Genomic DNA, 14,707 nt, shown 5'->3' with positions numbered 1-14,707 from the left:
TTATTAATTAACTCCCCAAACATTGATTGCCCGCTGGTCAAATCGGTTAAGACGTCGCCCTCTCAAGGCGGAGTTACGGGTTCGATCCCCGTGCGGGTGACTTATAAAGCAAAATAGGATGAACGCCGTTACGACGGTCGTTCATCCTATTTTTGTTTTCAGATCATCAAGAATCACTACGGAGGAAGTAATCATGGTCAAAACCAACGTTTTATACCAACACGGTACCCTCGCCCTACTGGTACCCGGACTTTTAAAGGGAACCCTCACTAGCGGTGGGCTATTGGAACACGGTGATACCGGTATTGGCACCGGGGAGGGACTCGATGGTGAGTTAATCATCCTAAACGGCGTGGTCTACCAGGTCCGCGGCAACGGTGAGGTCCGGGTAATGCCAAAGCAAGACACGATTCCGTTTGGTAATATCCACTGGGCCGACTACCAGTCACTGGGAAACGTTGCCGACCTAGAACTCGACCAACTAGGGAAGCACATTTTAAAGGGCCACAGCGCCAACACCTTTTTCTCCGTTGAAGTTAAGGGGACCTTTAAAAACGTAACCACCCGGGCGGTCATCAAGTCTAACCCGCCGTATAAAACCCTCGCCCAAACTGCGGATGATCAACGGGTCTTTCAAGCTGACATCATTGAAGGGACCTTGTTAGGCTACTTCATGCCGACCCTGTACGCCGGAGCGGCCGTGGGTGGATTCCATTGGCACTTCTTATCAGACGACCACACCTTTGGCGGCCACGTGCTCGCCGTCGGGGGTGCCACGGGTGCCCTAGGTTTCCAACAATTTGATTCACTGGACCTGCACCTACCGACGAATGATGCTGATTTCATGAACCACGACTTTAGCCAAGACGACATCCTAAGCGTGATTGAAAAGGCCGAACAGTTTTAATTAACAGAGGGGCTAAGAGAAAAACCAGTTTTCTCTTAGCCCCTTACTGTATTCAATAATGCTAGACAGGCAACGTGGCCAATAACCACGCCCCTACTGTCCTATTTAGCACCCTTATAAAGTTCGACTACCGTATTGATCATCGACAAGAAGTTATCGGCGTCGAGGCTTGCCCGGCCAATTAAGACCCCATCAATGTCCGGTTTGTTCATGATTTGCTTAATGTTTTCGGGATTAACGCTCCCACCGTAGAGGATTCGGATCTTATCGGCCACCTCGTAAGAATACGAGTCGGCGATCGTTTGCCGAATCAAGCGGCACCCTTCTTCGGCCAGGTTCGGGTTGGCGTGTTGACCAACCCCGACCGCCCAGCTCGGTTCGTAAGAAATGATAATGTTTTTTACCTGGTCGAAGGAAACGCCCCGCAAGACGTTGATTAACTGTTCAAAGACGTAGTGGACGCTACCACTAAACTCTTTTTGAATCATCGTCTCATCGGTACAAATAATCGGGGTCATCCCGGCCTGCAAGGTGGCGATTACCTTTCGGTTAACCAAATCGTCCGTTTCATTAAAAAGCTTGCGCCGTTCAATGTGGCCTAACAAGGCATAATTAATTCCGGCGTCGGCCAGGGCCTTAGGACTTACCTTACCGGTGTAGGCCCCCTCGTATTCGGCATAGGCGTTTTGCGAAATAATTTCCAGCGGTTGGCCCTTGACCTCTTGTAACATTGGGTACAGGGCTAAGAAATTGGCGGCGACCCCGCATTCGACTAAGTCGGCATCGGGAAGCCGGCCTTGCAAGCTCCGGATAAAGTCTAACGCTTCATCAACGCTCTTGTGCATTTTCCAATTCGCGACCACAAATGGTTTGCGCATGGTTAATCCCTCGCTTTCGTTGCTAGTGGAAACTCTTTGATTATTTTACTCGTCTTAAACTAGCGGTGGCAAGTACAACTAATTCCCTTCCCGCCATTTTTGGTTATAATGGAAGAAATCACCGAGGAGGAATCCGTTTATGGACATTTCAACCAACTTAATTCCCTTAGCCGATGGTAACCAAATGCCCGCCCACGGTTTTGGGGTATACAAAATTACCGATGATCAAGAACTGATCAAGGCCGTTACCCACGCCTACCAGGTCGGTTACCGGCTCTTTGATACCGCCCAGATGTATGAAAACGAAGCCGCTTTGGGCAAGGCCCTCAAGGAACTTAACCAACCACGCGACAACTACTTCATCACCACTAAGGTCGCGGAGAAAAACCAGGGCTACGATCAGGCAATCGCCTCGGTCAAGGAATCCTTAGCCCGCCTTCAATTAGATTACGTTGACTTATTGCTGGTTCACTGGCCGGTTAACGAACACTTCTTTGCCACTTGGCGGGCCTTTGAAGACCTGAAAAAGGCCGGGCTTACCAAGTCAATTGGGGTGTCAAACTATAGCATGATCCATCTCCAGTACTTGGCCACCCAGGCACGGGAAATGCCTGTCGTTGACCAACTGGAACGCCACCCCTGGCTACAAGAAACGCCGATGATTAAGTACAACCAGGAACACCAAATCGTTACCCAGGCCTGGGCACCACTAGGTCGGGGGCAATTAATGGAGGAACCGGTTCTTAAGCAAATTGCCGACCACCACGACCGCTCCGTGGCCCAAGTAATCTTGCGTTGGCACCTGCAATCCGGAATTTCCTTTATCCCTAAGTCGGTTCACGAAGCCCGAATTAGCCAAAACGCCGCCATTTATGACTTCTCCTTAACCGACGAAGAAATGGCGCTGATCGCAAGCCTGGATAAAAATCACCGGCTCAGTCAGGAACCCGAACTAGTTTACGAATTTAACCAACAGTATCCCCACTAACGACGGGGCGTTGCTTTTTTACCCATCGGGAGGTGAGTGCCATTCGTTTCCTTCGCTTTTTGATCACGCCCCTGGTCTATTTCGCCCTGTTTGCGGCCGGGATCTGGGCCTACCAAAATAACGCTACCTTTCATGAACGGACCGACACCGTTGTCTTAAACCTGGAGAACTACGTCCGGGAACTAACGGGTCAAGAAACGTCGACCACCACCCAAAAGGAACACCAGAGTCACACGAGCACCATTAACGAGGGCGGCGGCGGGCGCTGGGTCAAGACCAGTGCCACCTTGTACATCGCCATTCAAAACCCCACCCTCAAGAGCGCCATGGAAGACGCCGTCAGTCAGTGGAACGGTACCGGAGCTTTTACCTTTAACATCACCACCGATAAGAAAAAGGCCGATGTGATCGTCTCGACGATGGATAATAGCTCCAACCAAGCCGCGGGGCTAACCCAAATGAGCCTCGACGAAGCCACCGGCTACTTTGTCTCCGGTAAGCTTTACCTAAACCGGGCCTACTTACTTAATCCAACCTACGGCTATTCCTACCAGCGAATCGTCAACACGGCGGAACACGAGCTCGGTCACGTAATTGGCTTGGACCACAGCAACGAGGTCTCGGTCATGCAACCAGCCGGGTCGAACTATTCGATCCAGCCAGCCGACGTCCAAAACGTCCAAAAGCTGTACAGCCAAAGCGCTAGTGCAAGTTCCACCAGCTCTACTAACTAAGTTTCTCGGAGGACCCCATGCAAATTACCCAGGCAAGCTTAACCGATCTCGAGCAAATTGTGGCCATTGAACGGGCCGGCTTTACCCCCGAAGAGGCGGGAAGTCGCCAGGCCTTCATTGACCGCATTAATCACTTTCCCGAAACCTTTTTGGTCGCCAAAGTGGGGGACACGGTCCTCGGTTTTATCTGTGGACCGGCCCTAGTTGGCGACGTCATTGAGGACTGGATGTACGAACCTGGCGTCAAGTCAGCTTCCCACCCCTCCTCAGTGATGGTGCTATCGCTAGCCGTTGCCCCGGCCAACCGAAGCCAAGGCATTGGTAGCCAGCTACTGACCGCCCTTAGTAAGGTAGCCACCAACCTGGGATGTCGCCAGTTGACGTTAACCTGTCTGGTCGACCGGATTCCCTTTTACGAGCGCAATGGCTACCAAAACCACGGGGTGGCAACCTCTACCCATGCTAACGAGGTTTGGTACAACATGATTAAGCCGCTTTAAGGCCAAGTTAGTAAGTAATCTTAATCGAAAAAAGCCGGCCAATTCGCCAAATTGCGAATTAGCCGGCTTTCATTTAGTTAAGGGGCTTGACTCATTGCAGTCCGTAGCAACCTCCGTCCTCGCTCAGTTATTAGGTTTACCAGGAGGTCACCTCACCCGCTTACCTGTGTAACTCGATTGCCACCCATAGCCACAAGCCTAGAATAACCAGGCAGTAGACTAGGGCGGCGAGGGTCATGTAACTGACAAAGGGCCACGAGCCGCTGATGCTTAAAATTGCTAGCACCACCGTAGTCACCATTCCCACCGCTAGTTGTTGCTGCAACTGGCGGTAAAGTTTCCTTAACCGGGCCTTCATTGTCAATTAGTCGTTAATTTCTTTCTTGAGTTGTTCACCGATTTCTTCAAAGCCCGGCTTGCCCAGCAGGCCAAACATGTTGGTCTTGTAAGCTTCGACCCCTGGTTGGTTGAACGGGTTGATCCCGTTTAGGTAACCGGAAATCGCGATCGCCACTTCAAAGAAGTAAATCAGGTAACCGAGGGTAAACTCGTCTTCTTTGGCAATGTTGACGGTCATCACCGGCACGCCCCCGGTGGTGTGAGCAGCGACCACGGCCCGGTAAGCTTGGGTGTTGACCCAATCAATTTCCTTGCCTTCCAGGTACTTGAGGCCGTCGAGGTCGCTCTTGGCACTCGGCACCTTGACGTTGTGGTTTGGTTCGGCCAGCTTCACGACCGTTTCCATCAGGTTACGGCGTCCCTCTTGGATGTATTGACCCAGGGAGTGGAGGTCGGTGGTGAAGTTAGCGCTGGACGGGTAAATCCCCTTTTGGTCCTTGCCTTCGGATTCACCGGCCAGTTGCTTCCACCATTCGGCCAGCATCGTCATGTTTGGTTCGTAGTTTTCCAGCAGTTCGGTCGTGTATCCCTTGCGGTACAAAATGTTGCGGTAAGCGGCGTACTGGTAAGCCTCATTTTGGGTCAGATCCGGGTTGACGTAGGTGGCTTCGGCCTTGGCGGCCCCGGCCATTAGTTGGTCGATGTCGGCGCCGGAAACGGCAATCGGCAAGAGCCCCACAGCAGTCAGGACTGAGAACCGGCCGCCGACCCCGTCCGGAATCACGAAGGTTTCCCAACCCTCGGCGTCGGCTTCGGTCTTTAAGGCGCCGCGCTGACGGTCGGTGGTGGCGTAGATCCGGGCGTTGGCCCCGTCGACCCCGTACTTGTCTTCTAGCAGTTGGCGGAAGACCCGGAAGGCAATTGACGGTTCGGTCGTCGTCCCGGACTTGGAGATCACGTTAACCGAGAAGTCGCGGTCGCCGATCACGTCGATCAGGTCGGCGATGTAAGAAGAGGAAAGGCTGTTGCCGGCAAAGAGGACCAGCGGTTGCTTGCGGTCCGCCGCGGTTTGGGCCTGGTAAAAGGAGTGGTGCAAGAAATCCACCGCCATCCGGGCGCCCAAATAAGAGCCCCCGATCCCGATTACGACTAAGACCTCGGAATCGGCTTGGATCTTCTTGGCGGCCGCCTTGATCCGGGCGAACTCGTCCTTGTCGTAGTCGGTTGGCAGGTGCAGCCAGTCGCGGAAGTCGGCGCCGGCCCCAGTGCCGTTGCGCAACTCGCTGTCGGCGGCGGTCACCATCGCCTGCATTTCACCGAGTTCGTTTGGGTGAACAAACTTCTTTAACGCACTTGAATCAAACGATAACGTTTCCATGTCTTCAATTACCTCTTTCTTACTTGTCATACTTTTCACTAATAAGAATAATAACCGTTTGTGGAGCCGTTTTCAATCTCTGGCACCAAAAAAGTGGACCGGTCTTTTGGTTAAGACCAATCCACTTTTTGATTTTCTTAGCTTTTAACTGTCGCCTGTTCAGCCGCCTGGACCAATTCTTCCAAGGTTTGGCTACCGAAGATCACCGGCCCACCATCAATCATCGTGGCGGGAACGGACATGATCTGCCGTTCCTCACGAAGCTGCGGGAAGTGTTGCAGGTCGATCATGGTTGCCGTTACTCGTGGGTTTAACGAGGCCATCCGCTGGCAAGCGGCCACCACGTCCGGGCAGAAGTGACAGGTTAAGGAAACCCCGATCTCAATTTCGGTTGCCGGCAGGGCCTTGATCCGTTCCACCAATTCTGGCGCAATCTCTTGCCCCGGCCCCGCCACGTTGTAAATCCCCAAAATCAAGGAATTAATTTCGTGACCGGTCGGAACCCCAGCAAAGTGTAACCCGGTGTCTAGACCATCAACAAGCAAGCGAAGCTGTGGTGCCAAGTCAAGGTCGGCCGGAACCGGTGCGGTTGCAACTTGGAGGTGGGAATCCAACTTCGCTAACTCATCAACAAAGGAGGTTAACTCCTGGCTTAATGGGCTATCGTCCCCCAGCACCTGGAGGGTCACGTCCTTAGTTAAGCGCCCAAAGATTGCCTTTAGTTGCTCAACGAGGTCAGGGGTGAACCAATCACCAGTGTGTTGGGGCGCTGGCTGGTCCGCCACCTGGCTAGTTTGGCCCACGGTCTTGGCCGCTGGCTTAGCTGGGGTAACGTGAACAGGGATGCCCAAGCGCTTCTTTTCCGCCGTTACGTAAGCCTCCGCGTTCGTAGCCGCCAACGCACCATCGGAAGCTGCCGTAATGATCTGGCGTAATTCCTTAGCCAAAACATCCCCCGCGGCGTAAACCCCGGCAATGTTGGTGGCGCACCGTTCATCGGCCAGGATGTAACCATGGCTGTCGAGGTCTAGTTGCCCCTTAAAGAGGTCCGTTTCTGGTTCCGTTCCAACATAGACGAAAACGCCAAAGGTCTTATCGCCCTCTTCAACTTGGTAGGTTTGTTCTTGGCCAGTCTGATTGTTAACCAAGGTCATCGCCGTTAAGTAGGTGTCTCCTGAAACCTCTTTGATCTCGGTGTTATACTCAACGGAGACCTTCGGGTTATCGAGTGCCCGTGAAGCCGTCAGTGGTGGACAAGAGAAGTGATCACCACGGACGAGAACCGTTACGTGCTTAGCGTAGCGGGTCAGGTAGTCGGCTTCTTCGGCAGCGGCATACCCACCACCAACAACGAAGACCTGCAGGCCGGAGAAGAGCTCCCCGTCACAAGTGGAGCAGTAAGCTACCCCACGGCCCCGAAATTCATCTTCGCCCTTAAAGCCAACCTTGCGTGGGTGAGCCCCAGTAGCGACAACAACGCTACGGGCTTGGTATTGGTGCCCACTCTTGGTGGTGATTACCTTGATCTCGCCATCCAGTTGAACCTCCTGCACCCCATCACGTTTAATGGTTACGCCAAAGTCAGCGGCTTGCTTTTGCATCTGGTTGGCTAACTTAGTGCCATCAATGGCCGGCGCGGCTGGGTAGTTATAAACAATTGACGTGGTCGTGACCTGACCACCAACCGTGTCCGCTTCTAAAATTAGGGTATCTAACGTTGCACGTCCGGCATAAATTCCGGCGGAAAGCCCGGCCGGTCCGGCGCCGATGATAATTAAATCGTAAATGTGCTCTTGGTCCATCGGGATCACCGCCCTTTACAGTTTGCCGACTAGGTCAAGGCTTGGCTTAATGGTATCGTCGCCTGGCTTCCAGTTAGCTGGGCAAACGCGGTCACCGTGTTCGCGAACGAATTGGGCCGCTTGAAGCGTCCGTAAAATTTCCTCTGCCGAACGACCAATCCCCATGTTGTTAATGGTGTAAGATTGGATCTTCCCATCAGGATCCACGATGAAGACACCCCGGTAAGCTTGGCCTGCTTCTTCGTCCAAGACATCAAACATGCGTGCTAACTTACCGGCTGGGTCAGCCAACATTGGGTACTTTACCTTACCGATTTCCTCGGAAGCTTCTGCCCAGGCCTTGTGAACGAATTCCGTGTCCTCGGAAACCGAGTAAATTTCGGCGTCTGCTTGCTTAAATTCTTCGTACTTATCTTGTAATGCTTCTAGTTCCGTTGGACAAACAAAAGAGAAGTCGGCCGGGTAGAAGAAGAAGATACTCCACTTACCCAGGACGTCCGCCTTAGTAACTTCCTTGGTGTCACCATCTTGGTATGCTTGCACCTTAAAGTCGTCAATTTCTTGGTTTAAAAAGTTCATCTGAATGTCCTCCTTGGTTAGAACGATTATCATCTACAACCACTAGATTAGCACGATTCTAACTTAGTGTAAACCTTAATTTAAAATCCAAGGGTAATTATCCCTAAAGTTACGTAACAGTTGAGCAAGGGTCGACCCTTACTTGCTGTTATTGTATACCACCCAAGAAAGCGGGTAAAATAATTTTAATATCAGTAAGTGTTTGTAAATTTCGGCCTATTTCCCCTGACTTACCCACAGCGTTGGGTTAACCAGTACAATGCCCTCTTTACCACCCATATTCTCTTACAATCACCGGGGTCAAATCTGAAACAATCAACCAGTTTATTTAATTAGTTAACAACTAACTTAAAAGGCACCCCCTGGGCCTAGAATAAAAAGTGTACAAGTTAAATAGAGACTCTGATTTAGTATAATTAAGGAAGTAAATTGGAGGATCAAATAATGACGAAGCACAGTTATGACAAGGAATTTAAGGAACAGGCCGTTCAGTATTACTTAGATAACAAGGATCACATGACCATGAATGAAATAAGTAAGAATCTAGGTATTGGGGCTAGTACATTACATAAATGGATTAAGCTGTTTACTGAGACTGGGGAGTTTGGCCGTGGCTCTGGTAATTTTGCCAGCGATAAGGACAAGGAGATTGCACGACTAAAGCGTCAACTTCGTGACGCTGAAGGAGCGATCGAAGTATTAAAAAAATCAATCGGGATTCTGAGCAAGTAACTACCGAAAAGGTATACCAAGAAATGGACGTTCAGCACGCTTTGGAATCCCACCCTTCCATCAATGGTATGTGTGATTATGTTGGAATCTCAAGAAGTGGTTACTATCAACGAGAAAAGCGTCATAATCACCAATCACTGCGAAAGCTTCGGAAGAAGTTTATTCAAGGTGAAATTAAAGCAATTTGGCTCAAAAGCCTTTGTATTTACGGTGCCGGCAAAATCACCCAAGAACTTCGCTCAAAAGGATATAAGATCGCTGAACGAACTGTTGGTAAGTATATGCGTGAACTTGGCATTCACGCCGTTTACCTAACCCCTTGGACGACTACCACTCGCAATTCTAAGTTTGATAAACAGCTAATAAATATTTTAGACGAGCAGTTCAATCCATTGCGACCAAACGCCGTTTGGTGCATTGACACCACTTATATTCCAGTTCATGACGGATTCGTTTATTTAACCAGTATTATGGACTTGTACTCCCGACGGATCATTGGTTGGGACTTATCTGAAACCTTGGAGGTATCGAATGTCATCCCACTTATTGAAAAGGCTAAGCACAGTCGCCATATTAGCAAGCCATTAATCATGCACAGTGATCGTGGTAGTCAGTTTACGTCTGAAGCTTACAATCAAGTTACAGCTAACATGACATTAAGCTATTCAAAGAAAGCTTATCCTTGGGATAATGCCTGCATTGAGTCGTTTCATGCCTTGATTAAGCGTGAATGGATAAATCGGTTTAAAATCCATTCATACTCCGAAGCTAAACGACTAGTTTTTCAGTACATTGAAACGTTTTACAACACAGTTAGAATTCACAGTCACTGTGGATTCAAATCACCAAAGCAACTTGAAGATGAGTATCAAACTCAAATTCAAAATTTAGTCGTGGCATAGGACAAAAAAGTCTCTATTTAAATTGTCTATTTTATTGACAGGGGACCACCCTTCGAATTACGAACGTGAAGTGAACCCACAAGTTTGGACAACTAAATTAAGCTACTAACTGATTGGCAAGTTCTCGGTATTGTACTGGTGACTTGCCTTTTAGCTTGGTCCTGATTCTACGGTTATTATAAAACTCAATCCATTCAGTCATCGCTTGCGCGAGACTCTCTGGATTTTCGAAGTGTTCATCCATCATCTCTGCTTTCATGAGATGAAAGAATGATTCCATGGCGGCGTTATCTAAGCAAGTCGCCTTACGGGACATACTCTGAAAGGTATGATGAGTTTTAAGCGTTTTTTGCCACTGCTTATGTTGGTACTGAAATCCTTGATCTGTGTGTACCGTTGTTCGATAAGGAAGCTCAGGTAGTCCATCTAATGCTTCTTTTAGTGGCTTCAACGCAAACTCAAGAGTTGGATGTGCACTAATGTTAAATGCCAAAATTTCACCCGAAAATAAATCCATGATGGGCTCTAAATAGATTCGTTCACTTTGACTCATCTGACCGTATCGAAATTCACTAACGTCGGCGACAAGTTTTTGATATGGTCGATCTGTCTTGAATCGCCGGTGTAACTTGTTTTTGGCGATTCTACCAACAACTCCTTTGTATGAGTTATATTTACGAGTTTGCTTATTAAAGGCCTGACTTGTCCAGCCTTGTTCCTTCATAATTCGGAGGACGCGTTTGTGATTAACTTTAAATCCCTGTTCATGCATAACTAACGTTATGCGACGGTAACCGTATTTTTGAGTATACTTGGCATCTGTTTGGCGAATTTCATCAATGGCTTGGATAACCTGGTCATCATCATATTTTCGTCCCTGGCTGTGATTAGTGTAATAGTACGTGCCACGTAGTATCTTAACGGCTTTGAGGATAAAACTAATCGACGTTTTGAAGACTCGCCTCAGATCATCAATTAAGGTCACGGTTTCGCGTGAGCTGATTTTTCGTGATCTAAGGCATCGAGTTTTTTTAGGAATTCATTCTCGATTCTTAACATCTTATTTTCTTGCTTGAGTTGCTTTAACTCATCTTTATCGTGGCGTGCTTGAATTTGTGCTGTTGTGGGTTTGGTTACTTTTTTATGCTTATGCTTAGCCATAGTCTTTGGATCTCCTCTCACTCTATTTAGGCCACTGAGTCCCTTTAAATCAAACTTTCTTTGCCATTGCCAGATAGTACTTGGTGAAGAGAGATTGAAGTGTAGTGCTGTTTCTGAAAGCGAAGCTTGGTGCTGTTGTTTCCAGTTTAATACTTCTATCTTGAACTCACTAGAGTATTCCAAGTTCATAGGTCTCGGTTTTAATCCTGCAATGCCAAAACGATTAAAGCGATGAACCCATAGGAGAATCGTTTCATTGTTGGCAATATGGTATTTTCTGGCCAATTGAATGGAACTAATACCCGTTAAATATTATGTCACAATAGAAATTCGTAACTCTAAATTAAATTTAGCCATAATAAAACCCCCGAGATTATTGTCCAATCTCGGGGGTTCACTTCAGAACGCCGGTGGCTTTTGGTGATTTCAAATTAAGCAAAAATGGTAGCAACAGAACCGATTACAATTAGCAAGATTCCCAGCAGGGTGAACTTCATTTCGTGGCTAGACTTGTGTTCGTGAAGAACTAAGATCCCACCAAAGGTTGCAATCACCACGTTCAACTGCGTGAAAATAAAGGCAACGTTAACCCCTAAACTCCGGGCGGCAAAGATGTAGGCAAAGGCCGCGATCCCCCAAGAGATCCCACCTAAGATATTGGTGTATTGCTCCTTTTGTCCAAAGGCCTTGGCGTTACCGGTAAAGAGCTCGTACAGGATTGCCCCGACCAAGATCCCCAACACTTCCGGTAAGAAGATCCCCTCTGAGCTTTGGTTAGCCAAGTATGGAATTTTCGGGAAGGAAGAGTAAATCCAGTAACCGATCGTCGTTGCTAATAAGAAGATGACGTTGCTGGTGGTTACCTTACTATCACCCTTCTTATCAGAAACCGAAGTCATCAAGGCCCCGATGATCACGATTAACAGGGCCCCAAAACCGATCAGGAGGGCCTTAGCACCCCTCCATTCACCAAAGATCATCACCCCGATCAGGGAGTTCCCGACCAGTTGGAACACGGTTGACAGCGGAATCGTAGAGGAAACCCCCATCCGCTTAAAGGACACGAACTGACCAATTTGGGCCGTTGACCACAGGGCCCCACAGACCATCGAAAAGATAAAGGCGCCCGCCGATACGGTTGGTTGGGTAATCAAAAAGGCGATGATCCCCACGATTGAAGCTCCGGCTCCAATCCCGAAAATTTGGTTGGCTTCGGAGCCACCCATTTTCCCGGTAATCAGCGGCATCAACCCCCACCCGAGGGCAGGGATAAGTGCGATTAAGTATTCCATCTCTATTCTCTCTCTCCTAACAATCTAGAATTCTCAAATCTCAACCTAAATATTCTATAACATAGTAACCGGTTTCGCAATCTTTTCAAAAACACAAGTTCCCGGTCTAGGAGAGTCCGTAAATGGTTTTACGCTAACCACAGCGCTTTAAAAAAAATTGGTCTACTTACCATTTTCAGTAAATTTAGTCTAATAAACTGGTTTATGCATCGTCGTGGTGATCGTGTTTACTCCCGTTGTGGGGGGCGTACTCCCGATCCGGGAAGAAGACGGTAAAGGTCGTCCCCTGCCCGTAAGTCGAATCAACGTCAATTTTGCCACCGTGCAATTCCACTAATTGGCGAACGATTGCCATCCCCAAGCCAGACTCCCCGTACTGGGAGTTCATTCGTGAGCGGTCAGCCTTGTAGAAACGCTCCCAAATGTTTTGCACCTGCTCTTCGGTCATCCCAATCCCGGTGTCTGCCACCTTAACCTCGGTCCCTTGGGCCACCCGCTGGGCACTAATTGTAATCTGGCCGCCGGTGGTAAACTGAATCGCGTTTTGGATGATGTTAAACATGATTTGGACAAAGCGATCGTAATCGGCATAAACCGGAATGCTATCGGGCACTACTAGCTTTAGCTCATCCTTGTTGGCAGCCGCTTTCTTGCGCAGTTGATCCCTTAGATTTTCCAGCACGGCAGCGGCATCAAAGACCTTGCGTTCCATGCTGATCTGGTTAGTCCGGATCTTCTCGTAATTTAGGTTATCGTTCACTAGCCGGATCAAGCGCTTGGTGTCATTTTGCATCAACTGAATGCTGTGCATCTTATCTTCTTCAGGGATCGCATCGTAAGCTAGCCCCTCCAAAAGCCCATTGATCGTGGTCAACGGGGTGCGCATCTCGTGGGCTACGTCGGCCATGAACTGCTTACGCCGTTCTTCTTGGCGACGGATTTCCTCTCGTGACGCACGTAGGGAGCCGACCATCTGGTTAAAGTTGGCGCTTAGTTCGTCCAGTTCATCCTTATTCTTGTTATCCAAGTGAACCTGATAATTACCCTGGGCCACCAAATGGGTCGCGGTGTTGAGCTTATCAATTCGCTTGGTTAACGAGCGGGCGATCATATAAGAAATCACTAGGGCCACTAGCAAAGCCAGCAAAAAGGCGAAGACAAAGTTCTTCAGCAGTTGCTTAACGTTTTGGCGAATCGTGGAAACAAAGGTCCCAATGGTTACGATCGCCACTAGCTTTTGCTTGTAGAAGTAGGGGTGAATAATTAAGGTCATTTCAGAGGACGTCTTATATGACTCCTTGCCCTCCACGTTAACCCGACGAAAGGCCGGGTAATCAGCCTTTTTCTTGACGATATCACCGTTTTTGAGGTGTTTCCAATCACTAGCGGTTAACTTTGGCGTAAAGCCATTGCTAGCATATAGTTCCTTTTTGGCCGCGTTATAGATGGCAAAGTGCACATCCTGGCGCGACAAAAGACGGGCGTTGCTAGAGAGTGCCGAGTTTTCAAAGCCCGCAAAGTCGTTAGTCTTGGGGTTGTAGCGAATCGAATCCCAAACCAAGCTATCCGAATACTTAGTGAGTTGTCGCCACGTCGATTGGTAAATGGTTTGGTCCGTGACCGAAATAAACGACACCGTGAGGATCGCCATTAATGACAAGATGACGGCCACAAAGCCGAGCATCTGCCGGTACATTAACCGCATTATTTATCATCCGCCTCGCTGTCGTCAAATTTGTAGCCGACCCCCCAAACGGTTTGAATCACCTTTGGCCCCACCTTTTCAATTTTTTGGCGGAGCTTTTTAATGTGGGCGTCGACGGTTCGCTCATCACCGTAAAATTCGTAATCCCAAACCAACTGTAAGAGCTGCTCCCGGGTAAAGACCTGCTTTGGCTTAGAGGCCAGGGTCTTTAACAGGTCAAATTCCTTCGGGGTTAAGTTGGAAATTAAGTTGCCGTTTAAATAAGCCTCGCGGGTCTTGGAGTTGAGCTTGAAGTGGCTAGTTTGAATGTCGAATTCGGAGGTCACTTGTTCGGCTTTGTTGGCGATTCCCGACAATTGGACCCGCCGGCGCAAGGCCTTGATCCGGGCGATTAAGGTCAGCGGGCTAAAGGGCTTGGTTACGTAGTCATCCGCCCCCATTTCGAGCCCCAGCACTTGATCACTTTCCGAGTCCCGAGCCGTCAAGATGATGATCGGTACCGTCGGCGAAATCCGGCGAATGTCGGCGGCCACTTGCATCCCGTCTTTTTTCGGGAGGTTTAAATCTAGGAGCACCATTTCCCAGTCGTCGGCTTCGGCCGCAAACTTTTCCACGGCTTCCTCACCATCGTAAGCAAAAGTGGCGTCCCACTTCTCCTTTTTAAAAAACATCGACATCATTTCACATACCGAGCGGTTATCTTCAATCATCAGGATTTTCATTATCATTCCGTCCTTCGCATTTATTTTCATTCGGATATCTGTGCTACCTATTATAGACGACATTGGCGGTGATGTTTGTTTTATTCAT

Annotated in this window: 16 protein-coding genes and 1 tRNA gene; 7 read left to right on the top strand and 10 right to left on the bottom strand. The window is 48.9% G+C overall.

Annotated features, from left to right (window positions below; translation table 11 throughout):
• Positions 1-27: 27 nt before the first annotated feature.
• Together FG166_RS02585 and budA are read left to right on the top strand one after the other, a co-directional pair.
• Positions 28-100 (top strand) — tRNA-Glu (locus tag FG166_RS02585).
• Positions 101-193: 93 nt separating this feature from the next.
• Positions 194-907: an acetolactate decarboxylase gene (gene budA / locus FG166_RS02580; RefSeq protein WP_024500741.1), complete on the top strand. Its 714-nt coding sequence runs from the start codon at positions 194-196 to the stop codon at positions 905-907.
• A gap of 101 nt (positions 908-1,008) precedes the next feature.
• On the opposite strand, the gene tpiA is transcribed toward budA, so the two are convergent.
• A complete protein-coding gene (tpiA, locus tag FG166_RS02575) occupies positions 1,009-1,785 on the bottom strand; it encodes a triose-phosphate isomerase (protein WP_003682704.1) in 777 nt (258 codons plus the stop codon).
• A 139-nt stretch (positions 1,786-1,924) separates the two neighbouring features.
• Between tpiA and FG166_RS02570 the strand changes: the two genes are divergently transcribed.
• From FG166_RS02570 to FG166_RS02560, 3 genes are read left to right on the top strand one after another with little or no spacing between them, the layout of a single operon-like run.
• Positions 1,925-2,773, top strand: coding sequence for an aldo/keto reductase (locus FG166_RS02570; RefSeq protein WP_003682703.1), 849 nt, complete (start codon positions 1,925-1,927; stop codon positions 2,771-2,773).
• Between the two features lie 32 nt (positions 2,774-2,805).
• Positions 2,806-3,507 carry a M57 family metalloprotease gene (locus FG166_RS02565; protein WP_003682702.1) on the top strand — a complete coding sequence of 234 codons (702 nt, stop codon included), beginning with the start codon at positions 2,806-2,808 and terminating at the stop codon, positions 3,505-3,507.
• A gap of 17 nt (positions 3,508-3,524) precedes the next feature.
• Complete coding sequence (locus tag FG166_RS02560) at positions 3,525-4,007, top strand: GNAT family N-acetyltransferase (protein WP_003682701.1); 483 nt, start codon at positions 3,525-3,527, stop codon at positions 4,005-4,007.
• A 160-nt stretch (positions 4,008-4,167) separates the two neighbouring features.
• On the opposite strand, the gene FG166_RS02555 is transcribed toward FG166_RS02560, so the two are convergent.
• The 4 genes from FG166_RS02555 to ahpC all read right to left on the bottom strand — a co-directional run bounded on the left by FG166_RS02555 (position 4,168) and on the right by ahpC (position 8,105).
• Positions 4,168-4,365 (bottom strand): hypothetical protein, encoded by a 198-nt coding sequence (locus FG166_RS02555; RefSeq protein ID WP_003682700.1) that lies wholly within the window; start codon positions 4,363-4,365, stop codon positions 4,168-4,170.
• Between the two features lie 6 nt (positions 4,366-4,371).
• Complete coding sequence (locus FG166_RS02550; protein ID WP_021815746.1) at positions 4,372-5,724, bottom strand: glucose-6-phosphate isomerase; 1,353 nt, start codon at positions 5,722-5,724, stop codon at positions 4,372-4,374.
• A gap of 137 nt (positions 5,725-5,861) precedes the next feature.
• Positions 5,862-7,526, bottom strand: a complete 1,665-nt coding sequence (locus tag FG166_RS02545) for an FAD-dependent oxidoreductase (protein WP_003682699.1) — start codon at positions 7,524-7,526, stop codon at positions 5,862-5,864.
• 15 nt (positions 7,527-7,541) lie between these two features.
• Positions 7,542-8,105 (bottom strand): alkyl hydroperoxide reductase subunit C, encoded by a 564-nt coding sequence (gene ahpC, locus FG166_RS02540; protein WP_003685822.1) that lies wholly within the window; start codon positions 8,103-8,105, stop codon positions 7,542-7,544.
• Positions 8,106-8,549: 444 nt separating this feature from the next.
• Between ahpC and FG166_RS02535 the strand changes: the two genes are divergently transcribed.
• Both FG166_RS02535 and FG166_RS02530 read left to right on the top strand, forming a co-directional pair.
• Positions 8,550-8,837, top strand: a complete 288-nt coding sequence (locus FG166_RS02535; protein ID WP_003688751.1) for a transposase — start codon at positions 8,550-8,552, stop codon at positions 8,835-8,837.
• Between the two features lie 23 nt (positions 8,838-8,860).
• Complete coding sequence (locus FG166_RS02530; protein WP_048340463.1) at positions 8,861-9,739, top strand: IS3 family transposase; 879 nt, start codon at positions 8,861-8,863, stop codon at positions 9,737-9,739.
• Positions 9,740-9,836: 97 nt separating this feature from the next.
• Here FG166_RS02530 and FG166_RS02525 read toward each other — a convergent pair whose 3' ends face one another.
• From FG166_RS02525 to FG166_RS02505, 5 genes are all read right to left on the bottom strand, one after another.
• Positions 9,837-10,724: an IS3 family transposase gene (locus tag FG166_RS02525; RefSeq protein ID WP_003682696.1), complete on the bottom strand. Its 888-nt coding sequence runs from the start codon at positions 10,722-10,724 to the stop codon at positions 9,837-9,839.
• Positions 10,721-11,200, bottom strand: coding sequence for a helix-turn-helix domain-containing protein (locus FG166_RS02520; RefSeq protein ID WP_306387742.1), 480 nt, complete (start codon positions 11,198-11,200; stop codon positions 10,721-10,723). The genes FG166_RS02525 and FG166_RS02520 overlap by 4 nt, the downstream gene beginning before the upstream one ends.
• Positions 11,201-11,331: 131 nt before the next feature.
• A complete protein-coding gene (locus FG166_RS02515) occupies positions 11,332-12,192 on the bottom strand; it encodes a GRP family sugar transporter (RefSeq protein ID WP_003682694.1) in 861 nt (286 codons plus the stop codon).
• A 202-nt stretch (positions 12,193-12,394) separates the two neighbouring features.
• On the bottom strand, positions 12,395-13,897 hold the full coding sequence (locus FG166_RS02510) for a sensor histidine kinase (protein ID WP_003682693.1): 1,503 nt from the start codon (positions 13,895-13,897) through the stop codon (positions 12,395-12,397).
• Positions 13,897-14,619, bottom strand: coding sequence for a response regulator transcription factor (locus tag FG166_RS02505; protein ID WP_003685809.1), 723 nt, complete (start codon positions 14,617-14,619; stop codon positions 13,897-13,899). Before FG166_RS02505 ends, FG166_RS02510 begins: the two co-directional genes overlap by 1 nt.
• Positions 14,620-14,707: the final 88 nt, after the last annotated feature.

Origin of the sequence: Limosilactobacillus fermentum (assembly GCF_013394085.1) — a bacterium.
In the GTDB taxonomy this organism is placed as follows: domain Bacteria; phylum Bacillota; class Bacilli; order Lactobacillales; family Lactobacillaceae; genus Limosilactobacillus; species Limosilactobacillus fermentum.
This window is presented reverse-complemented; position numbering and strand designations above follow the sequence as displayed.